Here is a 25,478-nt window from a genome sequence, read left to right on the forward strand (position 1 = left end):
AAATCTGGCCGCGGTCGCTCGAGCTCGCGCTCTCGCGCAGTTGCCGTCAGCGCGCCATGATGATCGATCGTGCTGCTGCGACTGTCTTACCTGGGTGTGGCGAACGCTTTCGCGATGCTTCGCCTGCTGCCGATGGCCGACCGGGACAAGGACGCGGAGATCCTCGCTCTGCGCCACCAGATCACCGTGCTGGAACGACAACTTGGCAAGGACAAGATCCGGTTCACGCCGACCGATCGGGCGTTCCTGGCGGCGCTATTGCACCGGCTGCCGATGCACGTCATGCGACAGTTACGGCTGCTCGTACGCCCCGACACGGTGCTGCGTTGGCACCGCGACCTCGTCGCACGCCGCCATGCCGTCTCTTGCCGGCCCAAACGCCCGGGACGACCGCGTACCGTGCGCTCGATCCGCATCCTGGTGCTGCGGCTGGCGAAGGAGAACCCGAGCTGGGGGTACAGGCGTCTGCACGGCGAGTTGCTCGTGCTGGGGGTGAGGGTGGGCGCGTCCACCGTCTGGGAAATCCTGAAGGAGGCCGGCATCGACCCTGCGCCCGAGCGGAACTCCAGTACCTGGGCCAGTTTTCTGCGTTCCCAGGCTGAGGCGCTTCTGGCCTGCGACTTCATGGAAACAGTCACCCTGTCGGGGGTACGGTTATACGTGCTCGTGGTGATCGAACACGGCAGTCGCCGGATCCGCGTCCTGGGCGCCACCACGCATCCGATCGCCTCCTGGGTAGCGCAAGCTGCGAAGAACCTCGTCATGGACCTCGAAGACCTCGGCTGCCGGGCACGGTTCATGATCCGGGACAGGGACGGGAAGTTCCCCGAACTGTTCGATGCCGTCCTCAAGGACGCGGGGATCGACGTCGTGCTCAGCGGCATCCAGATGCCAAGGATGAACTCGATCATGGAGCGCTGGATACAGACCTGTCGCCGCGAGCTCCTGGACCGGACGTTGATCGGGAACCAGCGACATCTCCTCCACACCCTGCGCGAGTTCGAGCAGTTCTACAACGGACACCGACCACACCAGGGCATCGCCAACGCCAGACCGCTGCACCTCCTGCCCTCACCGATCGACGATCCGGACATGTTAGCCCGCCTCGCCATACGTCGACGCGATCGCCTCGGCGGCATCCTCCATGAGTACCGACATGCAGCGTGACCTGCACGGATGAAGTTTCCGGCAAGGGCACTGTCATGAGCCCTGCCCCCGATGAACGCGACCGCATCCGGGCAGCCATGGACCAGATCCTGGCCGGCGCCCCCGAGCACTCCAACGGCGCCCTGACCATCGTGGCCCTCGCCCAGGAGGCCCAGGTTCCGCGCAACGCGCTCACCCAGCGCCACCTGGACCTGAAGAACGAGTTCTACGAGAAGGTCCGCGCCCGCGGCGCCATGCCGGACAGCGAGAAGCGACTGCGCCGGCAAGTGACCAAGCTGAAGGAACTGCGGGCGGCGGACGCCAAGGAGCTGGCGGCCCTGCGATCCGACGTCGAAGCCCTGGTCGGCGCCCTGCACCAAGCGCAGATGGAGAACCGACAACTGCGCCAACGGCTCGCCGCTCCAGACCCCACCGTGCGCTCGCTGCCCACACAGCCCCGGCCGCGAGCCGTCCGGAGACGTTCCTGAACGACTTGCAGCGGCAAGAGGCGGGACCTCGGTGCTCCACCGGAATGTCACCAAACCTGCACCGACAACGCCCAGGCGATGACCGGTGGGCGGCCAGCACAATGCCTTATCAAGTAATGCGAGTACAAGGCGTTGCACCGCCTTGTAGGTTCAGAACTCAACATGTGGCGGATAGCTCACACTTTGGAGTCATGATGGCCACTACGCTGCCCGTTGTCGACCTGGGACGCCGTGTTGTCGCTCGGCTCGCCCCTGATGAGCTGCCGCTGTTTGACCAAACTTGGCAAGCAGTTGGCGAGCGTCCGAGGCGACGGGTTTCCCGGCAGGAGCCGCTCGGCTTCGGTTTGCCCGGCGCGGATGAGGTGCTGGTCACCGCTGTTGCTTCTGGCGTAGTGACCGCCGTGGTCAGCGACTTGGGCAAAGACCTTGGCTCCTGGTCGGCCCGATTGCTGGGTCGCCTTCGTCTCCGTCGGCGGGTCAGGGCGGTGCCCAGCCCTCTGCCTGTGCTTCCCCCACGCCGGCTACGGCAGATCCGGGCCATCGCATTCCGCAAGGCGCGCAAACTTGGCATGCCGGTGGCCGATGCTAACGCCTTGGCCGACGCGCTGATCAGTGAGCTGACAACAACCGAGCGTTGAGCATGGATGCGAGGAAGCGGCACGTCCAGTTCCTGTTTCCGTCCGGCACAAGCGCTGCGTTCATCCTGCTGGTGCTCATCATGCTCGCGGTGCCAGCGACGTGGTCTCCGCCGCCGTTCGACGCCCTGGCACACAGCCTTCACCCATCCAACGACTCCTGGGGCGGCAGCCTGCTCGCCGTCTCGTCTCTGTGCCTTCTGGCAGTCACGCAGTACTGGCTGGCCCCTTCCTGGAAGATTCGCCGTCGACGGCTGCGGCCTATTCACCAGGTTGCGCCGCACGAACCGCGCGCGGACCTTGAGCGGCTTGTCGAGATAACGATGCCGGACTTTCCAGTTCGGATCCTCATCGACCTTGTCAACCCGGCAATAGACGGACTGGCCTTTGGGCATGTGTTCCGCAGGTACGTCGTGCTCAGCCGGGGTGTCCTGCTGGCCCTCTCAGAGCGAGACCGGGAAACGGCCTGGAGGGTGGTAATGCACGAGTTGGCCCATATCCGCAACCGGGATCTAGACATCACTGCGATCACCGTTGCGATGTGGCGGTCGTTCCTCGTCCTTGTCGTCGCACCCGTCCTGGCCGCCTGCGCCATCGGCATAGTGCGTGGCACTCCTCCGATTGGAACGCCGGGACTGTCGCCGGATTCCGGCCCAGGCCTTTCGTGGATGCTCGCAGCGCAGATCGTTGGCCTGACCGCGTTGGCCTGGCTCGCCCGAAGCGTTGTCCTGCAAGCACGCGAACTTCACGCAGATGCACGGGTGCTGACCTGGCATCCGGACCCTCAGCCGCTACGGCACCTGTTCTACAGCGCCTCCCAACGCCGGTGGCCGAGCGCAATCCTTCGCCGAGCTACGCATCCAAGCCCCGCCGCACGCGTCGCCGCGTTAAGCGAGAGCGGCAGGCTGCAGCTGCGCCAGGGATTCGCCTATCCCTTTTTGTGCGGCGCTTTCGTCACGATGCTCATCGTTGATCCGAAATCACTGAGCGGGCCCGGATGGCTCGATGGGTTAGCGGGGCCCTTCATCGTACTGACCTTCGCCCTCATGGCGGGAACATTCCGTACGGCAGCTGGCCTTCGCGCACACCCAGCCGTGCGCGCGGCAGACAGCCTCCGCATGCGGCTCGGCCTCGCCGTCGGGCTGCCGGCAGGCTTGGTGCTTTCGCCCTACAGGTTCACGGCTCATGCCCATGCCGCGCCCCCCACGGATCTACAACCAGCCAAGTTGCTGGCTTTAGCGGGGGCCGGATGGCTGCTGGGAATGTGGCTGGAATGGGTGATGGCCTCTAATGCGGCGGCCCAGCTCTCGGCGCCGCGCAATCCCATCTGGGCGCTCCTGCTGTCGGTGACAGTGATATCTGCAATGGCGCAACAGCTTGACTCCTCAGCGCTCAACGCGCAATCCACGCCGGACTCCAATGGCAGCGTCCTCGACCTGCTGATCCTGCCCGCGGCTGTCCTGCTGGCAACGATGCTGCCGCTGGTCGTGCCCGTCTGGGCGCAGCGAGGCAACACCAGCAAAGGCAAGCAAGCCTCATCGAGGATCCGCCGTCTCACCGGCGATGTCTGGCGGCAGGTGGGTCGTGCCAGCCCCGCTCAATACGGCGTCCGCCCCAAGCATGCCCCAGCCTTCGCGGTACTCGCCGCCCTCTTGGCGGCGCCGCCAGCGGGCGTTCTCGCTGCGGCCTACTGGGGTAGAGCCTGGGACACGTCCTGTGCCACGGCCTCGACCACCAGTCTCGCCGTCTTGGGAGGTAGCCTGGGCGCCGCGCTGGGTGCCGTGACCGCGGCGTACGTGAAAACCGCGCCAGTACTCAGGGCGATGCTGGTCGGGTTGGGTAGCGGGATGCTCTGCCCTGCGGTGCTCCGACTCGCTGCACCGACTACGCCATGGTCGTGGCTAGACCTGGTGCAGCAACAGATCGTTCTCGCGGCTGTCTTGGCCGCCCTAGTTATGTCGGCGCTGCGGTACCCCGCCCGGCGTACGCATCGCGATGCGTACGCCGACGTCCCTGACCAACCACCAATTCAGCCGATTCAGCCGATTCAGCCTGAAAGCATCACGGTACCCCTGATCCCAGTACGAACTCCGCGCAGACCAACCACTGCCCCGCCAGGTGGCGAGCCCGAACCGGGTGCACACGTTGGCGAGCACGTCCCACCCCCGATCGGGGCCGTACGCCACTCCGCGATCAACCCCACCCCGCACGCCATTCAGCAGGCTCCCGCCGAGAGAGTGACCATCGCGGGCATGAACATGTTCGCAAAGGCAGCCAGCGACTTCCTGGAGGGGTTCGCCATCCTCTTCACGGTCTCCTCCCTGTTCCTTCTTGCCATGGCGCTGGTCATACTTTTCCTGAGCCTAATTGTCGGCGTCGTCGGTGCTTCTTTGGGCATGGTCGCTGATTTCTGGAGCATTCCCCGGGGCCGGCTGGACGTCGTCCTGAGTGGGTACCCACTCGAGTTGCTGTGCCTGGGGGCCATGGGGGCACTGGGGGGAACGCTGAAGCTCGCCGGTGGCCTCTGGGCTCCTCAGACAGTCACCATGGATGGCGAGGATCTGGCCATCACCACCAGGCGGTTTCGGATGGGAAGCGGCTACACCCTCCGCATACGTTGGGATGCCATCCAACACGTGAGCGTGGTAGGCCGAACTCGCCACCCCGAACTCGTCGTGTGGTGCACACCTGAAGCCGTGGCGGGCACGATTGGAAGCAAACCGTTCACCGACGGCGTCAAGATCGCCAACCTGCTCGTCGCCTTTGGGTGGCCGGAACGCAAGAAGCGGACTGCCGAACTGCGTGCCGCCCTCGCTCAGTTCGCCGGCGATAAGTACGTTGAGAACCCTGAAGTCGAACTGGCCGCCCGAAAGCGTTCTAGTCAGCCCGGCGGGGGCACTCCTGATCCAGTCCCCCCGGCCACAAGTTGCGTGGCAGACCTCGACCCCGGCGTGTCGACGTCCCTAGTGGCGCGGTGGGCAGTGCGGGCACGCTCCGGTGACCCGGTGGCCCGCGAGCGCATGGACGACGTGATCAAGGGGCTTTTCGAGCGGCATGAACATCTGGGCGGGCAACATCAGAATTGCCCGCTCGCCAGGAGCCTGGCGGCGATTGTCAACCGTGACGACTCCAACGGCAGGCTCCTCGACCTTGAGGACCAACACGAAAGCGACCTCATCGCTCTGATCTTGAACTCTGTAGTACAACAGGAAAGGGGAGAATCGGTGTAGGCCGGACTGGCGAAAAGGCAGAGGGGCCGCCCTCGCGAGCGCCTTCGGCGACTCGACCGGTGGGTCGGCGAGCTTCGCGAGTTCCTGCCTTGGATCAGACGCGTCTACCGGATGTGGCACGACTGACTCCAGCGACGTGTCACGACGTGGCGGCAGCATCTCGGCTGGCTGCCGCCTGTAGTCCACCACCTCAGACCTACGGGGTGCCCAGTGGCGTCTGGCCAGACGGCTACAGGGTGGGTGGCGCCACCCGGGCGGCAGCCTCCGCCAGAGTCTTCACGGGCTCCAAAACTTCAACACGCTGAACTTGACAGAGAAGCGGGTCGGCTTCCAGACGGCCGTACATACAACACCTGCCCCTCTGCGGGGATCTGCCGCCAGGTCTGCTATGCCCGCCACGGCACCTACACCTGGCCCACCGTCCGGGCCAAGCACCAGGCGAACCTCCAGTTCGTCCTGGATGATCTGCCCGGCTGGGAACAGGCGATGATCAGGGAACTCGGAGCTGAGAAGTTCCGCGGCGTCTGGGTGCGCATCCACGACTCTGGCGACTTCTTCACCGACGCCTACACACGCAGCTGGCTTCGGGTGATGCGCGCCCGCCCATCGGTCTTCTATGCCTACACCAAAGAAGTGGCCAGGTTTCGTGCCCTGGTGGAGCCGGGCGCCCCGGACAACTTCCTGTGGGTATTCAGCTTCGGCGGCGCCCAGGACGCCGCGCTGAACCCCGAGTGGGACCGGGTGGCGGACGTCTTCCCGGATGAGGAGTCCATTGCCGCAGCGGGCTGGCACTCGCAAGAGGGGAATGATCTCCTCGCGGTGCTGGGCCCGCGCCTGGTCGGGATCCCCGCCAACCTGTGGGTGCCGAAAACCTCATCCGTAGGCTGTGACCTGCAGGATTAAGGATGCGGCTGAGAGTCACCGGGCTGGTACGCCAGGATGATCCATCGTGCTGCTGCGACTCCTCTACCTCACGCTTACCAACGTGTTCGCTCTCCTGCGGCTGCTGCCGATGAGCGACACCGACAAGAACGTCGAGATTCTCACCCTGCGCCACCAACTGGCCGTCCTTCAACGCCAGGTCGCAAACCCCGCCTCACTCCGCCCGACCGCATATTCCTCGCCGCCCTGCTGCACCGGCTCCCCCGCACCACACTCCGGCGACTTCATCTGATCGTCTCCCCCGACACGGTCCTCCGCTGGCACCGCGACCTCCTACACCGCCGCCACGCCAACGCCTCCCGCCGCAAACGGCCAGGACGACCACCCACCCACCGCAGCATCCAAACCCTCATCCTGCGCATGGTCCGAGAAAACCCGAGCTGGGGATACAGAAGAATCCACGGCGAACTCGCCACCCTCGGGATCAAGGTAGCCCCCTCCACGGTATGGGAGATCCTCCAGCACAACGGCATCGATCCCGCACCCCAGCGCGACCGCCAGACCTGGACCACCTTCCTCCGCAGCCAAGCACACGCAATTATTGCCGCCGACTTCTTCGAAACCCGGACGCTGACCGGAGCACGCCTGTACGTCTTCGCCGCCATCGAGCACGCCACGCGGCGTATACGCGTTCTCGGCGCAACCGCCCACCCCACCGCAGCGTGGACCACCCAACTTGCCCGGAACCTCGCCATGGACCTCCACGGGGCCGGCGCGACGGTGAAGTATCTGATCCGTGACCGCGACCGCAGATACACGGATGCCTTCGACGCCGTACTCGAAGACGAAGGCGTCGCCATCATCAAGACCGGTATCCGCGTACCCCGCATGAACGCAGTAATGGAACGCTGGATCCGCTCCTGCAGAACCGAACTACTCGACCGCACCCTCATCTGGAACCAAGCGCACCTCCTGCACGCACTCCGCGAATACGAAACCTTCTACAACCAGCACCGACCCCACCGCACCCTCCGCGCCGCAGCACCCCTGAGCCCACTCCCCCGTCCCCTCACCAATCCCGAACAGCTCAACCGCCTCGATATCCGGCGGAAGGACCAACTCGGCGGCACTCTCCACACCTATGAACATGCCGCCTGACCAGCTCGGATGTAATAATCGGCACCCACAGCGTTGAAGAGCGGCGAAACAGCAGCTCACCGAGTTTGATGAGCTAGTCAGCCGTCTGCGTTTCTGACAGGTGCAGCTCGGCTAGCCCTCACGAGCACTCAGTTTTGCGTACAACTCAGGCGAGGTTTCTCGCATGACCTGGTCCTGCTCATATTGATACTTCCCGGTGATGTCGAGCAGCCGGTGCGAGGCGAAGTCGCGATCGTCGCCAGCCTGACTCGGGTCCTTCATGAACCCTCTGAGCCAAGTGATGGCCTCCACCTCGTACTGCTGGCCCACGCTCACCAAGGACGCGGCACATTCGACGCGCTCGGCACCGGGGACGGCGGTGTCGTTCATAATCCCCCGCAGCAAATGTGCGGCTTCCGCTGCCCACAGAGGTCCGAGCCACCCGAGGGCTTCGGCAAGGACACGGCGACGGGCTGGCGTATCGCACTCGGAGGCGGCTATACGGCCCCGTAGATACTCTGCCGTCTGGGGCGCATGCTCCGGGCGAAAGTAGCCCATGCCTCGGATCGCGTTGTCTCGGGCGTCCTCATCGGTCGAGGCATCGTCAGCGATGGTCCGAAGGCCTCCGAATGCCTCGGCCGCATACTCCGGTCCGAGGTCGAGCAGCATGTGTGTTGCGCGTACTCGATCATCCGAAGGCGTGGTCGACGCGGCGATAACGCCGCGTAGGATCGCGGCGGCCTCGGTGACGTACGCAGGTCCCAGTTCGGTCAACACGAGCGCGATGTCCAGAAGATCGGAACCCATGCTCATCTCCGCGATGCGCCCACGCAATACGACAGCGCCTTGTTCGGCCTCCGTCAGCCCCAGTTCGCTGAGTTCCTCCGCCGCCATCAGGAACCCATCGAAACCCCCTTCGGGGTCGGCGAGCACGCGGCACATCTCTTCGACGGGCGACGACGGATCAGGTTCCTGTGCGCGAGGCGGCGTTCCCGGGCTGGATTCGCGCGGTAGCAGAGTGCGCAGCTGGGATTCGGCTGCTGTCCGCGTCGTGTCCGCGATGGCTGGATTCTCGGCCAAGGTTCGCAGGGCGGCCACGACCTCGTCGAGGCGATGGGGACTCGAGGCGACGATCATCTCCGCGGCGGTCATCACGTGATCGGGTTTCGGGGCCTCGTCCGTGAGGAAACCGAGCAGCTTCACGGCTTCTTCGTCGGCGCTCTCAGCGTCGAGGATGCTCAGTTCCCGCATTGCTTCTGTGCGTTCGAACACATCGGTGTCCGGGGCGTCCACGATGCCCCACAAGGCATGCACGCACCGCTGGCGATACGCCGGCCCGAGATCGCCGAGCAGACGCGCGGCATTGAGCCGGTCGGAGGGGGCGGCATAGAGGTTGAGGGCCGACATGAGGAGCTCCGCGGCGGCTTCGTCCACGTACGTCTCACCGAGGGAGGCCAGGGTCTCCGCGGCCTGGCAGATGCTCTCCGGTGAGGCTGACCGGTGGTTGAGCAGCCGGCGCAGTGCGTCGGCCGCGCATTCGGTCTGGGTGGGGTCGATGTCGAGCAGTGTCTGCACGATTTCACCGACGCTGTTGGGGTCCGTCGACTCGTCGTCCGCCATGGAGCGGAGGGCCTCGATGGCGTGATGCGGGCGGGAGTCGGCCAGTGCGCGGGCCACGATCACGCGGCCGTATGTCGGCCGCCTGCGGTCCTTCGCCAAGGCGTGGAGGTAGTCTCCGATCAGGGGTGCGCGGATACGACCCGCGATGTGGAACCAGGTTTCCAGGCGTTCCTCTCTGCGATGAACGGCGCCTTCGCGATGCACGGCATCCCGCAGATGACCGACGAACGTCGAGATCAGCGACTCCGTGTCCCGCCCAGTGGTCGGCGTGTCACCTTCTCCCAGGAGATATCCGGCGAGCAGTTGCCCGTTCCGTCCCCGCGCTTGGAGATGACGCACCAACTCGGCAGCAGTCTGCGGATGCAGATACGTGTGGTGCACGAGGGTGTCCCGAGCGACGTTGTCCTCGGGCCCGGTCAGATTTATTCCGTTCGACTGAGCCCATGTGTCCTGCCGGGACTGCGCCCGCAGCGCTCGGCTCATGACACCCAGCCAATCTGGGTGTTCGGCGTCAAACCGGGCGGGCAGGCGCTCGGCGTGCGCCTCGGCCCCGAGGTGCTCGGCAAAGCTCATGTGAACGATGCGCAGACCGGAGCCGGTACGGACGAACAGGCCGGTGTCGGTGAGCGTCTTGGCGACCCGCTCCGACCAGCGGGGGACACGACGAGTTTCCCTGCGACCGATGTTGCGCTCCGTCCGATCGACTGCCTCTGGCAGCAGGTCCCTGGCTGAGCCAGAGACTTGGACCTGTGCTAGGTGATGGACGAGATCCTCTTTCTGCTCGCGGAGAGCCTTCAATACCCGCGCGGAATGACGGGGGTCATCGCCCTGCGAGGGGATGCTGCTGCGCACCTCCCGGAGGAGGTTCAGGAACTGGTCGTACAGGGTGTACCGATGCGTCGGCAAGGCGCGCTCGGGATCCTCCTTGTGGAGCATGGCGGCGAGCGTGGCCATGAGAGGCACCCGCACCAGGTCGCGCAGTTCGGACCGGTTGGCCTGGACCAGAAATCGGGTGGCTGCCGACTCGTCGCCGAACCAGTTGCGGGCGAAATCGGTCAACTGTCGGTGATCCAGGCGCTGCAGGGCGTACGTACCGAAGCCGGCCGTGCCCAGCCATTCCTCCTCTTCAGTGGACAGCGGACGTGCGGTGATCACCATGCGCATCCCGCCCTCCTGCCGCGCGTATGCGGCGAGGGTCTTCAGCATCTGGAGATGGCGAACAGGATCGGAGATCTCGTCGAGGCCGTCGATCAGCAGCAGCCAAGGTTCGTCGGCGGCGGTGGCCAGTAGGTCCTCGGGTAGCTTGTGCTGCAGTTGCGGCCCCAAGGCCTTGACCACCGCTGTCAGGATCCGTGTGGTCATCGGCCCTTGGGCTTCGGCCAGGTCCAGCGCCGAAACCCAAAGGGGCAGCAGAGGCGCCAAGGGCCGGGGGTTCTCGCCTGGAGATGCACCGAGCATTCGCCGTGCGAGGCGTGCCGCCTCCTGACGTGTGAGGGTCGACTTGCCGAGGCCGGCTTCTCCGAGGACCAGGAAGTGCCGGGAGCCGGACCGTGCCAGCACCTCGTTGAACGGCTGCGGGGCGAAAGCATCGGGGCTTGTGGGGGCGCTAGCGAGGACGGTCTGGCGGACGTACACATCGACGGCAGGTATGGGCCGTTCGATTTCGACAAGGGGATTCGAGAACAACTCGGCGGCTCGAACCTGTGCTTGGAGCAGAGCCTCGATGCCGTTGTCTGTGCGATCCAGCGCCGTCGCGGATAAGACGTGCCGGCGGTGGCGGAGCGCCCAAATCAGATGGCGTCGGTGGTACCACTGCTGCCGTTCGTTGCGATCTTGCCCCACAGTGGCCAGATGTTCCCACACGTTAGCCGCCTGCTCCGGCCTATCGAGCACCCGATGCAGCAGGGTTTCGGCAGTGGCGCGGTCGGGCTTGCCCGCGTCCAAGTCCAGCACGAGCAGCCGCAACAGCCCGTGGAAGTCGGCGAGTTCGCTCACCGAGGGCGCATGCCCCGTCCGCGCCCGCCACGCGCGCTCCACATGAGCCCGGAGAACAGGCAAGGCCTCCGCTTCTTCGGCGTTGCGGGCCGCGAGCTCGTCCGAGGCGGTGGCCAACCGGTCGATGACGCAGCGGAGATGACGCGTGATGGCCTCTGAGGCAGCGGCGTCCGTCACAATCACCAGCCGGTCCCGCTCCGTCTCCAGCCGTCGGCCACCGACGCCAGCGTGCCACTGCGCGACCGCCTGATCGATGGCTTCTGCGAGATCCGAGGTGTCCGACTTGCGGAGCTGCAAACCCCCCTTCGACTGGATGAAGAGGCGACCTTCCCCGCTGTCCGAGCCCGCCCCGTCTGCCGGTTCCGTCCGGACCCCGCCATCGTCCATCGCGTATGCCGTCTGCAACCCCACGGCGCGTACCCGCGCATTCGGCACCAGCTTCTCTGGCAGTGGCTCGCGCGCCAAGGCGTGCGCTGCCAACCAGGCGAAGATCCTGGGCTCATTTCCTACGCCGCGTGCTGCCCCCGCGCCGCCTGCCGATGATCGTGTGGACACAGGGCAATTTAAGCAAGCAGCACCGACAAACCGCAGCCGCCGGCGGCGACTTCACCAACGGGCGGTTTCGATGCTCGTGCGCTGATCAGGGTCTGGAGTCTGAGCTTGTCGTTTAACCTCCGCTGCGTGCTGCCTCGTGGGCGGCGAGTTCTTCTGGGGTGCCCAGGAAGGCGGGTCCGCAGTTGGCTGGGAGGCGTTCGACCACCATGGCGATGGCTTCCTCGGGGGTTTGTGCCGGTCCCACGGTCTGCGAGCGGAGAGGGCCTGATACCCAGTAGCTGCCTTCGGCCACGGGTTGGATATAGGGGATGTCCCATGTCCATCGCTGTTCGGTGCACCGGCTGAAGTGCAGTTCGCCCATGCCCGTCCACGGGAACAGCTTCCGCAAGCGTGGTTCGGCATAGGCCGCTTCGAGCAGCTCCAGACGCACGCGGCCGTCGGCTCGGACCGCCCTCCAGCCTGCTTCCACAACGTCCTCACTCAGTAGCCTCTCGCTCATTGGGGCATCATGCACCCCGCCCCTCGTGCTCGAGAGTTCGGTGATTGGTCTGATGCCCGCCGGGGTTTTGTGCCTGTCTTGTGGTGAGTGGGGCGGGTGTATGCCACGCCGGTGGCCAGAACGCGTCCCACGTCGTGGCGTGGTGCCGGTCGGCGATTCTTCGAACCGGCCGGACGTCCCGGACCGGGGGCGGAGGGTTTCGGTGCACGCGCTGGCGAGGGGCTCTTCGCGTGGAGGTTCCGAAACCCCCGGCGGACCCGGGCCGGGGTGAGCTTGTTCGGCTTGGCCGGCTTCTCCCAGGGCCGCCGCAGGTCGACGGCGAGCGGGCGAGCGAGCCGGAGCTGGGTGTGGGCGGCGATCACCAGCCAGGTCCAGCGGTCGGCCGCCTGCGGGCTCCGCAACCGCGGCTTCGTCCATCCCAGTGTCTGCTTGAACAGGCGAAATGTGTGCTCGACGTCGAAGCGCCGGAGGAAGGACTGCCAGCAGCGGTCGACATCGGCCGTTGTGGCGTCCGTGCCCGACCACCACAACCACACCGGCTTGTTCACCCCGCCCGATGGCAGGTGCTCGACGACCAAGCGGATGACGGTTCCCTCGATGACGGGCAGCGGCCCCTCGTAGTCGCTCCAGGCTGCCCGTCGGGTCAGCCGCGGGTGCAGCCGGTCCCACGCCTGCGCGGTGGCCTTTCCGTAGAGACGGGTGTCGGTGACCGTCACGGCCTGCGCATCCCCCCAGGTGGCCGGGTCACCGAAGACGAACTCGCTGCCGTGCTTGGGCGGCCGGCCGCCCTTGGGGTCGTAGACGCGCGGTGGCGTCGGCCGGCGCATCACTCGGTCCGAGCGCAGACGGCCGAGGATCTCGACGGGTAGCCCGCCCAGCAGGTGCGCGATGCGCGGAGCGTCGTACCCGGAGTCGAGCACCACCAGGATGTCAGGATCTCCGTGGTGCCACTGCCCGGCGGTGATGAGTCGCTCGACGACCTCGCGCAGCTGGGCGGTGGTGGTGACGGCGAGATCGGCGCCGGGCTGAAGGCGGACCGCATCCAGCACCGCGGTCCAGGAGGTGCGGCCGGCCTCCAGCGCGGCCACGACCGAGTATGGCCAGCCCGGGATCATCTGGTGCTTGGCATCGCCCCGGCCGTAGGTGTGGCAGAAGGAGCGGTCCGGGCAGGTGGCGGCGTCCGGCCGCAGCCATGGTGACACATCGACCGCCAGGGCCAGGCGGCCGTCCGCCGCCTTCGGCAGCGGAAGCCCGGCGATCGTCCGACGTAACCGGTCTACGTCCAGGCGCCCCTTGTCCAATGCTCCATACAAGGCACCGTGACCGCGGCGGTGTTCCGGCGCGAGCGCGAGGTCGACCAGTGTCCTGACCGGCCCTTCCGTACACAGCAGGGCGTCGGCGAGCTCGAACAGCGCGTCACCGCGCCCGTTCAGGCAGTCGTAGAAGTCACCACGGAAGCGTGACAGCGTCGCAAACGCCTCCTGCTGATCGCTTTGTTGCAGCACACTCTTCTCCACGGCCTCGGTCTGGTCAGGTGTGTCCTTGGTCGGAGCACATGATCAGGCCGAGGCCACCTGCGCGTCCGGCGAATGCCCGGGTGAGCGACCCAGTTCGAGGGACGTTTCGACCTCGTCAGATAAACGACAAGCTGAGAAGCTGTTGTCTTTCCGGGCTTGTGGACGGCGTTTTCGCTGGTCGGGCTGTGGGGCTCGGAAAGTCGTCGCTGCAGGTGGCGTCAGGTATTCGGTCTCGGCTGGCAGCATGTCCACGTGACTGTCTCGCTGGTGTACAAGGTCGTTCGCAAACTGCTGTCCATACCCCGGGTACTGCTTCGCCGGGAAGCGACGAAGGACGCGGAGTTGCTCGTGCTGCGGCACGAGAACGCGGTGCTACGTCGCCAGATCAGCGGCCGGGTCCGGCATGAGCCCTTTGATCGGTTCTGGCTGGCTGCACTGTCGGGGCTGATACCCCGCCACCGGTGGCGTGAAGTCTTCCCGGTCACGCCCGGCACCCTGCTGGCCTGGCATCGCAGGTTCATCGCGGCGAAATGGGACCACAGCGTGCGACGCGCTCGGACCGGGCGACCACCGACCAGGGCGGCGCTCAGGGAGCTGATTCTGCGCCTCGCCCGGGAAAACGCAGGGTGGGGCCACAGACGGATCCAGGGCGAGTTAATCGGCCTCGGGCATCCAATCGCCGCATCCACCGCATGGGAGATCCTGAACGCTGCGAGTATCGATCCGGCCCCACGCCGCGCCGGCCCAACCTGGCGCGAGTTCCTCACGAACCAAGCCGAGGGCATCATCACTGCAGATTTCTTTCATCTTGACACCGTGGTCGGACGCAGACTCTACGCGCTGGCCTTCCTCGAACACGGCACCCGGCGCCTCCACATCTCAGGCGTCACGGCACATCCCTCCCGGGACTGGGCCGTGCAGCAGGCCCGGAACATAGCCGCCGACTTGGACACACGTATGGAATCCCTGCGGTTCCTGCTCCATGACCGCGATGGCAAGTACGGCCAGTCCTTCGACGCCGTCTTCCAGGCCGACGGCATAGACGTGATCAAGAGCGCGCCACGAGCGCCGAGGATGAACGCCCACTATGAACGGGTTATCGGCAGCATCCGGCGCAAGGCCCTCGACCACATCCTGATCACGAACGAGTCACACGCCCGACATGTCCGCGCCGCCTACCAACGGCACTACAACACACACCGTCCTCATCGAAGCCGAGGCCAGCTACCTCCTGACGCCCACCAACAGCCCACCACCCCGCACGACCGCGACGCACGCAGACTCCTGCGTACACGCGTCCTCGGCGGCGTCATCAACGAGTACCGCTCTGCCGCCTGATCAGCAGCGATGACTCTTCGAGCCCGACACGCTTGCGCAGTGACACACCACGGCCCCACGAGGGGACCGCATCGGGAGACAAGCCGAGGATCTCCGCGGCGTCCCATGCTGCGGCGACCTGTCCGCCAGGCTCGATCCCGTACTCCTCCTCTTGACGTTTCGTCTCCGCGTCACCGATTCGCTGCAGCACGTAGTGTGGATACGCCTTCAACCCCGCCTCCATGTTGCGCAGGCACCAGGCAGCGGCATTCTCGCCGTCTCCTGCCTGCAAATAGAGGCGCTCCATCAAGTCGCACGCCCCGGTGTCGCCAGCCAAGGCCATCGGTTCGGCCCAGGCGATTGCTTGCGGGATCTGGCCCGCCGCCTCGGCCAGTTCCGAGATCCAGCCCCAACTGTTCTCCTCACCCAGCTCTGCCGCCCGTTGGTACCAGGCCAACGCCTCGGACGGGTCCCGTCCCCATTCGCGCGACAGTTGTGCGATCGCGGCCGTGGTGTCCCGGTCCCTGACCGGTCGCGCCTTCAGCCAGCCGAGTGCCTCTGCCTCTGCTCCGGCCCGCTCAAGCAGCAGGCGGGCGTCGCTCACTTCGCGTGGGTTCCCGTGCAGGGCAGCATCACGCAATAGGGCAAGAGCTTCATCGAGCCTGCCTGCATCCTCCAGGAGCCAGATACCCGGACCGCATGAATACGGTGCGCCGCTCTCAGCCCAGGACCGCATCCATGTAATCGCCTCATCTAGACGCCCAGCATTGATCAATGGCCGCGCCGGGCACCAAGCGTCGCGGTCGCCGGTCTCTGCCGCCCTGCGTAGCCATTCGATGGCCTCTTCCACCCGGCCCAGACGCTCAAGCAATCGGACCGCTGGCCACAGAAGTTCGGGCTGCCCGGGGACAAAGCGCTCCTGAAGCCACTCAAACGCCTGATCTGTTCGGCCATCTCGTTCCAGGAACTCTACGTAGGCTGTCACCGCCTCGTAGCTGTGCGACTCCGCGTGCTCACGCAGGACGCCTTCGATCTCGCCGGTCCTGCCCGCTTCGGCCAGCAGCTGCACCACCGCCGCTTCCGGGCGCTTGGTTGTAAGTGAGAAGCCACCCATGGCCGCCCATCTGTACCAGTCGATCGCCTCGGTCAGTTCGCCTCTCTTGTGGAGTAGCTCAGCGAGCTTCTCCTCGCAAGGGACGCCGGCCGCCACTGCGGTTCGCAGCAGGCGCTCGGCCTGCTGCGTGTCGTTGCGCACCAGCGCCCGCTCGGCCAGCTCAGCGGTAGCTTCTGCCAATCCCGACTGGGCCGCCTCTCGCAGTACCTCGTCCGCCTCGTCTGTGCGCCCCTGCTGGTCATACCAGGCCGTGAGCAAGCGCCTGTGATGATAGGCATCGGCTCGCACGAGGTCACGCGCCTCATCGATCCGGTCTTCCCGGAGCAACAAATCCACTGCCTTCAACACTGCGTTCGTGTGCCCTACCCGAGAGCCACGTAGATATAGCTTGAGCGCGAGTTTGGGCTTGTGGCTGCGCAGCAAGTCCCCAGCGTCAGCCAGGGCAACCGTCTTGCCGGCCTCCGCAGCACGCTCGAAGCAAGCTAGGGCCACGGGCAACTTGCGCGTGCCGCCCAGCAGCCGAGCAGCCGCGAACCATGCCTCCGCCGAACCGGCGCGGGCGGGGCCTGCGAGCAGTTCCAGCGCGATGCGCAGCAAGCCCCTCTCCTCTGCAGCGGCCGCCAGCCATGTCCGCAGTTCATCACTCCCGTGAGCCAGCACTGCTTGCCAGATGCTCTCCGCGACCGGCAGCCCTGAAGGGTGTCAATATTCCATTTAGGCTGCTGAGCTGGGCCTTTCCTGTGTGTGGTGAGGCAGCCGGGGTGACGTGGTGTGGTACTCGTTGAGTAGTCCGCCAAGTACCTGGCGGCGCCTGACCGCGGCAGCGGGCAGGGGGATGACGTTCGGGTCGTCGTCGGGTGCTCGTAGGCCAAGGCTTCGGTGGGCCCGTCCCGTGTTGTAGTGCTCGGCGTACAGGTTGAGGACGGTACGCAGGTGTCGTTCACCGGTGATCAGAAGGCGGTCGGTGCATTCGGCGCGGGCTGTACGTATCCATCGTTCGGCGAAAGCGTTGGACCGGGGACTTTGCGGCGGAGTCGGTATGACGGCTGTGCCGTTGCCGGCGAAGACGGCGTCGAACGCGGCGGTAAATTTGCTGTCCCGGTCACGGATGAGGAACCGGAAGCACCCAGCCCTGTCGCCGAGGTCCATGAGCAGGTTGCGGGCGAGTTGAGTGACCCATGCGCCGGTCGGGTGGGCGGTGACGCCCAGGACGTGAACGCGCCGGGTGGCAGTCTCCATGACGAAGAAGACGTAGAGGCGTTTGAGGAAGACGGTGTCCACGTGCATGAAATCGCAGGCCAGAAGCGTGTGAGCCTGGGCTCGGAGGAAGGTACGCCAGGTCTGCTGGGATGCGCGCTGCGGTGCGGGCGGTAGGCCGGAGCGGCGCAGGACGCGCCGGATCGTGGCGGCGGCAACCCGATGACCGAGCCGTCGGAGTTCGCCTTGGATCCTGACGTATCCCCAGGTCGGGTTCTCTCGTGCCAGGCGCTGGATGAGCGCCGCAATCCCTTCCGGCAACGGTGGTCGACCGGGCCTCACTGGTGCCTGCCGCCACTTCCAACGCACCAGACGACGGTGCCAGGCCAGCAGCGTCCCCGGGGTGACCAGCCGATGGCGGCGCAAGGCGGATGGCAGGTGCCGCGCGAGAGCAGAGAGCACAGCACGATCAGCCCATGAGAGCCGCGGCCGCTGGACCTGCCGACGCAGCACAGTGACCTCATGACGAAGGGCAAGGATCTCGGCGTTCTTCGCGGCGGTCGATTGGCTCCTCGGAGTACCGCTATGCCGCCTGATCAGCAGCGATGACTTTTCGAGCCCGGCAGGCATAAAGTCGCAGGTCAACGCAGCGGCCCAGTTCTGGAACCCCACAGCAGTCCGCTGACGTTGCCGTCACTCAACCCAGAAGGGTCTGCCGGAAGTATCTCCGGGCAGGCCCTTCTTCGTTCATCAGGCCACGATTACCGATCTCGCCAATACGTGAATTAGCCCGATTCTGTACACCTCGAAAGCGCGCGAATTTCCTCTCTGAACGACTGTCTCCTGAGCAGTTGCCAAGAAGTCGTCACGCCAATCGCCGCTCCCGCAAATCGGCTCACAGACGAGAAGAGTCCGCTACTTCTTCGAGACCGTTGAAATCCCACCCGCCGCAAGGGTGAACATTCGGGCCAGCACCTTTCGGGTATCCGGGTCTCGATCGAGCCGTTCCAACGATTCGAACCTCGCCGGATCAAGATCGATCGTGGCAACTCCGCCAGCATCTCCGTCATCCATGGTCGAGAACAGGAGAAGGCATCGGTAGGCCCTCACAACGCCCCCTCTCCCTTCACGCATCAGCGACTGAAGGACGACGCTTCCTTCCTTGACCTGGCTACGGAGTGCGTCCACTGAGGACCACCGAGTTGCCCAGCCTCGCCCCTCCGCCTCCAATTGGATCGCGAGTAGCGTATCGAAGCTGATATGACACACGCGGAAGTCGGGGTCGGTCGAATGGATCAGCGACATCAGGCACTACTCCCCGTCGTAGACGTCAATGCGGATTGATGTATCTGGGTCGATACGCCCGTTCCTGATCCTTGTGAGGAGTTCGTCCTTGCGGTGATGACCTCCCAGAATCGTGCCGTCACGCGAGACGAGAATTCCGTCTCCTCCCCCAGGCTTGTTGATACCGTCCAGGAGTTCCTCATTGCTCAGCTCCTCGTGATACCACTGCGACGCCGGATCCCGGGTCTTCTGCCCATCGGCATATTTACCGATGTCGCCAGCCTTCTCATAACGAGTGGAGATCCCCGGCCCGCACCCAGAATTGTGCACGAGGACCGGAGTTTCACCCGCGAGCACATAGTACGTGTGGAGGTCGGTGATGGTGAGGTTGTGGACCGTGGCTTGGTGGGTCCAGTGCTTGACTGCGGTGATCTGGATGTGGGTGCTGGCGGAGGTGCGGAGCCATTGGCCGGTGTGGAGGTCGGTGGCGTTGATCCATGCGTGGAGTTCGGGGACCCAGAAGGGGTGGCCGTCGGTTGCGGTGATGGAGGCGGTTTTGTTGCCTTTCTTGCCGTCGAGGTCGAGGGTGATTCTGACGAGGTGTTTCAGGCCGTTGCCCTTGATCTCGGCGGTGACCGTCTTGGTGGTGGTCTTGCCGGTCTTGGGGTCGGTGGTGAGGACCTTGTCGCCGATCTCGACGTCCTCGATGGGCTTCGTCGTGCCGTCGGCCATCAGCACTTCGGTGCCTGGGGTGAAGCTGTTGCAGGCTTTGAGGACCTTGAGCCCCTTGAAGACCCGGGCCCAGGGGAGGTCGAGCGAGGCCGCGCCACAGGCTTTGAGGCTCTTGCCGCTCAGGCAGCTCTTCCACGCGCCGACATCCGGGGAGGCCACGCTGACCGCGACCGCGGTCACCAGTTTCTCGAAGCCGTTCTGCTCGTAGTTCACCAGCCCGATCGCCTCGGCGGCCGAGCAGAATCCCCCGGGCCGGGTGGACGGCGAATAGCACTTCTGCTGCGCCCATCTCTGAAGCTGCTCTTCGCTGTCGTACCCCGGGAAGCGCTTCGCCAGTTCGCCGGCGGACGGAATCCTGATGCCCTCGAGCCGCAGCTCACCCTTCTTCTGGGTGATGTTGATTGTCCGCCCGGGACGGTAGGAGTTGCCGCCGCTGGGCCGGGCTCGAGAAGGGCCGCTGGAGACCGGATAGAGGATGCGGCCACTGGTGTCGTAGCAGCCTTCTGTCGTGCAGCCCGGGCCGTGGCTCGGAGTCCAGTTGTTGTTGGCGCCATCGGCGCTGCAGCCGTCGCAGAAGCGCCCGGTGGGGTCGGAGCCGGTGACCGGGTTGTTGTTGGCGTAGGCGTATCCGTTGATCTGCTGGGGGTCGGTCAGGTCCATGACCGGGTCGACGGACAGGAAGCGGCCGGTGGTGGGGTCGTATTCGCGGGCGCCCAGGTGGGTGAGGCCGGTGGCCTTGGTGTCGTCGGTCCCGCCGACGAAGCCCTTGGTACCGGGCCAGGCGGCAGGTTCCTCGCCACGCAGATCGCCGAAGGGCAGGGTGCGTCGCTGGGTGAGTTTCTGCGAGATGGCGTCGATGGCGAGTTGTGCGGTGCCGTGGTGGTCGGCGAGTGTGAAGGAGACGCTGCCGTCGTCCTGTTGTACGGCCTGGTGGCCGCCGCCGAGGTCGATGTAGCGGGTGACGCTTGGTGTGGACGAGCCCTTGGGGAGCGTGATTTCGGTGGTGCCCAGGTAGAGGGTGGTTTCGGTGGCGGTTCGGCCGAGGAGCCGGTTGCCGTCGGCGTCGTAGAGGTATTTGGTGACCTTGTCGGCGCCGCCCTCGACCGGCTCGGTCACCTTCGACAGGTGCCCCTCGACGTCCCAGTCAAGGGTCTGGGTGTCGCCGCCCAGCGTTCGGGTGGTGTTGTTGCCACTCTTGTCGTAGCCGAAGGTGTCTACCGCGGCTCCACTGGGCCCGGTGGCTTTGACGGAGGTCAGAGTGTGTGGCTGCGCGCTGCCCGGGTTGGGGTAGTCGTAGGTGCGCTTGGTGTCCTTGGCGGCATCGCCCGAGGGGTCGTGCAGGGTTTCCGTCCTGCGGTTGCCGACCTGGTCGTAGGTGTAGGAGGTCCAGTAAGGAGCCGGGCCGCCCAGCACACTGCCGCCCGGGGTGGTGGCGCATTCCTTGTCGCCCTGGGTCCATGCCTCGGTCAGGCGTTGCAAGTAGTCGTAGGTGAAGCACTGGTTGTCGGTGCCGGAACGAGAGACGTCCGATACCGACAGCACGTTGCCCGCCTCGTCATAGCGGTACGTGTCGTACTGGTCGACGCCCGCCACGTCCTGACGATCCGCCCGGGCGGTGGCCAGACGCTGGGTGCCCCACTCGTAGGTGTTGGTGGCCCACGTCTTCTTGCCGCCGCTGGAGAGTTCGTACTGCTGCGGTTTGCCGGTCAGGCTGTAAAGGACACTGGATTTCACGCCCTGGCTGCCGTCGATGGCGATGGGGCGCAGGGTCTCGTCCTCGTAGGTGTAGGCCACGGTGGCCGCCGGAAGAGATCCGGCCTTGGGGTAGCCCTTCCCTTCCACGAGTCCGGAGACTTTGTACGTGGTGGCGGACAAATAGGTGCCCTGGAGTGCGCCCTCTTCGGCGGGGATGGTGACGGACGTGCGCAGTGCTCGGTAGAGGCGGTCGTAGGCCACGATCTTGGTGGTGTAGGCCCGGCCGTCGTCGTAGCGGGTGGATTCCGCCAGGTAGCCCTTCGAGTTACTGACGGTGTCGTAGACCCATTTCGCTCTCAGCTCGCCGGTGGGCGAGTCCTTGTGCAGCTCGGTGCGCCGGCCGAGGCCGTCGTAGACGTAGGCGAGGGTGGTGTTGCGTCCGTCGGTGGTGGAGGTCAGCTGACCGCGGTCGTCGTAGGCGCTGCTGGTAGTGCCCTTGTCCGGGTCCTTGGCGTTGGTGAGCTGGCCGAGGAGGTCGTAGCTGTAGCTCCAGGTGTTCTTGGCCGGGTCGGTGACTGTCTTCAGTTCGCCGCGTGGTGTGTAGGTGTAGGTGGTGGTGTCATAGGCGGCGTCGGCCGTGCGCTGGTGGAGTTGGCGCAGTTCGGTGGTTTTACCGCGGGCGTCGGTGAGGGTGGTGGTGGCGGTGCCTCCTTCGGGTGGGATGGCCGTGGTGCGATCGCCACCGTAGATCGTCTTGGTGATGCCCAGAACCGTGCCGCCGTCGCCGTTTCCGGCTATCTGCCGTGCCTCGGTCTGTCTGCCCAGGCCGTCGTAGGCGTAGCGGTTCTGCGTTTCGACGTTCAGTGCGTCTTCTGGCTTGAACAGGGTGCCGCTCGGCTTGCCATCCGCGTAGTAGGTGGCGAAGTCCTTTGCTTGCAGGCCTCGCTCGTCGTAGAAGACGTCGGTCAGCAGCCGTCCGCCGTCCGGTCCGGGAGCTTGTGTCTGCCGTTCACGTAGCAGGCCGTCGTAGAGCGTGTAGGAGGTCTGCTGGGTACCGTTGTTCCCGAGTGTCTTGGTGCCCACCGCCACCGGCTGCCGGTCGGTGACGGTGTACGTGAACTCGTACGTAGGGGTCTGGCCGGTGAGCCGGTCGGCCAGCCAGATCTTGGTGGAGCGGCCCAGGGCGTCGTAGGCGTAGTTGGTGACCTTGTCGTTGGTGTCGATCTGGGTCAGTGGCAGGCCGCGCAGCACGTCGCGCGTGGTGGTCGTGGTCTGCGCGGTGCTCGCGTCGCCGGTCTTGGCGGGGGGCGAGGTCACCTTCGCGCTGGTGGGCAACCCGGTGGCGGGAGTGTAGGCGGTGGTGGTGGTGCGGCCGTCGGTGCGGGTGGTCCGTTTGAGGGTTCCGGCCGTGGTGACGGTGACGTCGGCCGTCAGGTCGGTGCTGGTGAGCGTTCGTCCGTAGGAGTCGTAGGTCGAGCCGGACTCCACGTAGACGGCGGTGGTTCCGTCGTACTTCTTCAGCACCGCGGTTCCGGTGGCGTCGCCTTTCGTGGGGGCGTCGCCGTAGGCGCCGCCGTCGTAGGCGGTGCGCGCGTCGGAGATGACGTCATCCGGTCGGTTGGCGGTCGTGTCACACGCGGTGGCGACCGCTTCTACCCGGGAGGGGAGGGTGAGGATGTTCTTGTCGGTGTTGGTGGCGTAGGTGGTGCGGGTGCAGGTGTTGTCGGCGGCGGTGTCGTTGTCACCGAAGTCGTCGACCTGGGTGACTCGGCCGGCCACCGTGTCGAAGCTGGTGGCTGTTGATGCGGTCCGCCATTTGGTCCCGGCGCCGTCGTCCAGTGAGGTGAACGTCTTGGTGTGGGCGGTCCCGGTGAGGTTGGCTGTGACCGTTCCCCAGTCTCGGACCTTCTTCGCGGTCTCGTGGTGCCAGGGCCGGTTTATGGTCTTGGTGAGGACCTTGCCGACCGGTCCGGAGAAGCTGACTGTCTTGTAGGCGAATCCGGCCGCCGAATCATGGTCGCTGATCGGGTCGCCTTCGTCATCATCGAGCGCGACGGTGACACTCTTGGTGCCGCCTCCGGTGTCCCTGCGGTCGCCGTCCATGCCGCGCAGGAAGTAGGTGTCCTGCTGCGACTTCATCGCGCCTGCCCCGCCCTGGCCACCGGTCTGGACACGCACCTGCCCGTAGCCACGCCACTGCGACCAGGTCTTGAACTTCTCCTTGGTCAGCCCGTCGTCGTCGTAATGCCAGGCAGCGCCGCCCTTGTAGTCGTAGGCGGTCACCTGATCAGGCGCTCCACCGGTGCGGTCGGTTGTGGTCACGGAGGTGACCACGTACTTGTTGAACCACTGCCGTTCAGGGTCATCGCTCGTACTGCCACCGATGTACTGCGGGAAGCAGCGAGTGGCGTTCGTCTGCGGGGCCGGGAGGGAGTTCCAGTCGCATGCCTCGGCGGAGTACTTGACGTCGATCTGCCCACCGGACTCATCGGCGACCGTGGACAACCGGTCCTTGATGAACGGTGCGTAACCGTCGCCGGTCTTATCCAGGCGGTTGGCCAGCTGGGTATAGGCGAACGTGGTCTTCGGTAGCGTGATGGCTGGGGCAGCGCTGTGGCCGGTGCGCTGAATGGATTCCAGCTCCAGCTGGTAGTCGGTATCGGACATGCCCCAGCGATGGGCGAACGCCCAGGAGTCGACATCCTTGTAGGTCCCGCTGTCGAGGGCCTGTGCGGTGATCCGGGTCAGCCGCTTGCGAGTGAAGAACACCGGCGAGAGGCGACCGTCGTCGCAGTCCTCGTCCACTGTGCAGTTCAGGTCCCAGGGGGTGTCGTACCAGTAGAAAGCGTCCTTGTCGATGGATTCACAGTCGGTCTGCGCATCAGGCAGGCAGCGCTCGCCGCTGGTGAAGTCGACCTTGGCCAACGCCTTGGTGCCGTACATCGAGGACGACTTCAGGCCGTATTCGATCCGGTCCAGGTCACCCCCGCGGACGTAGCGGGTGTTGTCCTTGGCCTTGAGGTTGCGGCCGTAGGAGTTCGTTTCCTTGTCGTAGTAGTAGGCGATGGCGTTACCGTGGGGATCAACCACGTAGTCCAGGTTCCATCGCCACGCCTGCTGGCACCAGGAGTCGGCGAACGTCGCCCCGTGACAAGGCTCGTCGGCACCGTTGCCGAACACCGGCGTCGTCCAGGCGGAATCGGTGGTCTCCTTGCCATCGGCCCATCCCGGCAGGCGGTTGTAGCCGAAGTAATAGCGGTTGCCGTCGGGTGTGGTGACCCGCCAGTACTCGTCGTTTCTGGCGCCGTTACCGCGCACGTTGTCGGTCGAACCGTAGAGACGGTCGATCTTCGTGCCGTCGTCACTCTTCAGCTTCCAGGAGTTGGTGCCGTTGGGCACCAACTCCCCACCCTTGCCGTTGAAGGAGATGAAGGCGTTGTCGTAGGCCCAGCACAGATCTCCCGGCTTGCCGCCGTCCGCGTTCTTCACCCCGTCTTCCGCGCATGGTTTGTAGCGGCGTTCGATGTAGCCCGGCCACAGGTCGAAGCCGTCGCCCACCCAGGAGGACTGGTTGTTGGTGTTCGCGGTGCGACCGTCGACTCCGCCCGAGGAGTACGACACTCCTACGCTCGGTGTCAGTCCGCCTGGCACGTCCGGTACGGGCATACCGTACGACCAGGTGAAGTCGCCGGTGTTCAGTTTGGTGTCCCACGTCGCAGAAGGCGAGAGCGAGGTGGCCTTGTAGTCCCCCTTGTCCCCCTTCTCTTCTGCCACGGCCGCCAGCACCGTCGGTTCACCCGCACGCAAAGACACCTCCTGAGCGGTGAGAGTCCGCTTCTCGGTGTCGTTGACGACCTCGACAGGCTTGGGCATACGGCACTGCCGTCTGGTCGGCGTCGTCAGCACGCAAGCGGGCAACTCGACCAACGTCAGCCGGGACGCGTAGCCGCCACCATAGGCCCCGGCGAAGGACGCATAGTCGAGTCGGGCCCGTACCCGGCCCGCCATAGTGTTCTTTACGCTTTTCTGCCCCGTGTCGGGCTGCAGCGTGAACAGCGGTCCGTCAACCCCGGCCTTCCGCGCTACCTCGCGACCCAGCACCCGTGCGGTAACGTCACCACGAGCTGCCTTGCCACGCACCCCTTCCGCATCCAGGGCCAGCGGCAGGCCACGCACCTGTTTGGGCCCTGCCCCGGCCTTCGCACCGGCTGCGGGAAGTGTCACCACTGCTGATGCCGCCCCCGGCCAACTGGCGCGAGGAGTGGACTGCGGGGTACGGGGTCCCTTCATGACGGTGCGCGGCTTGACCTTGCCGATCGTGCCGGGCACCGGCTGCTCCGCACGAGGAAGGACAGGGCGACCTTTCCCGTCGTCTGCGGCAACAGCAGGCTGCGCCACTCCCTGCACCAAGGTCGCGACCATGACCACGGCCGAG

General features: G+C 65.6%; 13 protein-coding genes and 1 pseudogene. 7 read left to right on the forward strand and 7 right to left on the reverse strand.

Going from position 1 to position 25,478, the window contains the following annotated elements; genetic code table 11:
• The first annotated feature begins 69 nt into the window (after positions 1 to 69).
• The 6 genes and pseudogenes from J5X86_RS42730 to J5X86_RS42755 all read left to right on the forward strand — a co-directional run bounded on the left by J5X86_RS42730 (position 70) and on the right by J5X86_RS42755 (position 7,539).
• Complete coding sequence (locus tag J5X86_RS42730) at positions 70 to 1,167, forward strand: integrase core domain-containing protein (RefSeq protein WP_208522012.1); 1,098 nt, start codon at positions 70 to 72, stop codon at positions 1,165 to 1,167.
• Between the two features lie 35 nt (positions 1,168 to 1,202).
• Complete coding sequence (locus J5X86_RS42735; RefSeq protein ID WP_208522013.1) at positions 1,203 to 1,634, forward strand: hypothetical protein; 432 nt, start codon at positions 1,203 to 1,205, stop codon at positions 1,632 to 1,634.
• 191 nt (positions 1,635 to 1,825) lie between these two features.
• On the forward strand, positions 1,826 to 2,272 hold the full coding sequence (locus tag J5X86_RS42740; RefSeq protein ID WP_208522014.1) for a hypothetical protein: 447 nt from the start codon (positions 1,826 to 1,828) through the stop codon (positions 2,270 to 2,272).
• Positions 2,273 to 2,274: 2 nt separating this feature from the next.
• Complete coding sequence (locus J5X86_RS42745) at positions 2,275 to 5,499, forward strand: M48 family metalloprotease (RefSeq protein WP_208522015.1); 3,225 nt, start codon at positions 2,275 to 2,277, stop codon at positions 5,497 to 5,499.
• Positions 5,500 to 5,739: 240 nt separating this feature from the next.
• Positions 5,740 to 6,402, forward strand: a complete 663-nt coding sequence (locus J5X86_RS42750) for a hypothetical protein (RefSeq protein ID WP_208522016.1) — start codon at positions 5,740 to 5,742, stop codon at positions 6,400 to 6,402.
• Positions 6,403 to 6,448: 46 nt separating this feature from the next.
• Positions 6,449 to 7,539, forward strand: a pseudogene (locus J5X86_RS42755) (integrase core domain-containing protein).
• 111 nt (positions 7,540 to 7,650) lie between these two features.
• On the opposite strand, the gene J5X86_RS42760 reads toward J5X86_RS42755, so the two are convergent.
• The 3 genes from J5X86_RS42760 to J5X86_RS42770 all read right to left on the reverse strand — a co-directional run bounded on the left by J5X86_RS42760 (position 7,651) and on the right by J5X86_RS42770 (position 13,689).
• Complete coding sequence (locus J5X86_RS42760) at positions 7,651 to 11,613, reverse strand: NACHT domain-containing NTPase (RefSeq protein ID WP_208522017.1); 3,963 nt, start codon at positions 11,611 to 11,613, stop codon at positions 7,651 to 7,653.
• A gap of 187 nt (positions 11,614 to 11,800) precedes the next feature.
• Complete coding sequence (locus tag J5X86_RS42765) at positions 11,801 to 12,187, reverse strand: DUF6193 family natural product biosynthesis protein (RefSeq protein WP_243982931.1); 387 nt, start codon at positions 12,185 to 12,187, stop codon at positions 11,801 to 11,803.
• A complete protein-coding gene (locus J5X86_RS42770; RefSeq protein WP_243982951.1) occupies positions 12,184 to 13,689 on the reverse strand; it encodes an NF041680 family putative transposase in 1,506 nt (501 codons plus the stop codon). The genes J5X86_RS42765 and J5X86_RS42770 overlap by 4 nt, the downstream gene beginning before the upstream one ends.
• Positions 13,690 to 13,956: 267 nt before the next feature.
• On the opposite strand from J5X86_RS42770, the gene J5X86_RS42775 reads away from it, so the two are divergent.
• The gene (locus tag J5X86_RS42775; protein ID WP_208522019.1) at positions 13,957 to 15,042 is read left to right on the forward strand and encodes an integrase core domain-containing protein; all 1,086 of its coding nucleotides are present in this window, start codon (positions 13,957 to 13,959) and stop codon (positions 15,040 to 15,042) included.
• Here J5X86_RS42775 and J5X86_RS42780 read toward each other — a convergent pair.
• The 4 genes from J5X86_RS42780 to J5X86_RS42795 form a co-directional block, all read right to left on the reverse strand.
• Positions 15,017 to 16,732 (reverse strand): lipopolysaccharide assembly protein LapB, encoded by a 1,716-nt coding sequence (locus J5X86_RS42780; protein ID WP_208522020.1) that lies wholly within the window; start codon positions 16,730 to 16,732, stop codon positions 15,017 to 15,019. The two genes, J5X86_RS42775 and J5X86_RS42780, sit on opposite strands and share 26 nt — an antisense overlap.
• Before the next feature lie 117 nt (positions 16,733 to 16,849).
• Entirely contained in the window at positions 16,850 to 18,004 is a 1,155-nt protein-coding gene (locus J5X86_RS42785) for an integrase core domain-containing protein (RefSeq protein ID WP_308124885.1), read from the reverse strand.
• Between the two features lie 243 nt (positions 18,005 to 18,247).
• On the reverse strand, positions 18,248 to 18,637 hold the full coding sequence (locus J5X86_RS42790) for a hypothetical protein (RefSeq protein WP_208522021.1): 390 nt from the start codon (positions 18,635 to 18,637) through the stop codon (positions 18,248 to 18,250).
• A gap of 6 nt (positions 18,638 to 18,643) precedes the next feature.
• Positions 18,644 to 24,916: a polymorphic toxin-type HINT domain-containing protein gene (locus J5X86_RS42795; protein ID WP_374229399.1), complete on the reverse strand. Its 6,273-nt coding sequence runs from the start codon at positions 24,914 to 24,916 to the stop codon at positions 18,644 to 18,646.
• Between the last annotated feature and the right edge of the window lie 562 nt (positions 24,917 to 25,478).

This window comes from Streptomyces sp. NEAU-YJ-81 (assembly GCF_017592595.1).
Classification (GTDB): Bacteria; Actinomycetota; Actinomycetes; order Streptomycetales; family Streptomycetaceae; genus Streptomyces; species Streptomyces hygroscopicus_B.

Excerpts from the sequence above, each read along its gene's own strand:
- J5X86_RS42735 (WP_208522013.1), top strand. The coding sequence starts at position 1,203 with ATGAGCCCTGCCCCCGATGAACGCGACCGCATCCGGGCAGCCATGGAC.
- J5X86_RS42740 (WP_208522014.1), top strand. The coding sequence starts at position 1,826 with ATGATGGCCACTACGCTGCCCGTTGTCGACCTGGGACGCCGTGTTGTC.
- J5X86_RS42745 (WP_208522015.1), top strand. The coding sequence starts at position 2,275 with ATGGATGCGAGGAAGCGGCACGTCCAGTTCCTGTTTCCGTCCGGCACA.
- J5X86_RS42765 (WP_243982931.1), bottom strand. The coding sequence starts at position 12,187 with ATGAGCGAGAGGCTACTGAGTGAGGACGTTGTGGAAGCAGGCTGGAGG.
- J5X86_RS42790 (WP_208522021.1), bottom strand. The coding sequence starts at position 18,637 with ATGTCGCTGATCCATTCGACCGACCCCGACTTCCGCGTGTGTCATATC.
- J5X86_RS42795 (WP_374229399.1), bottom strand. The coding sequence starts at position 24,916 with ATGCCCAAGCCTGTCGAGGTCGTCAACGACACCGAGAAGCGGACTCTC.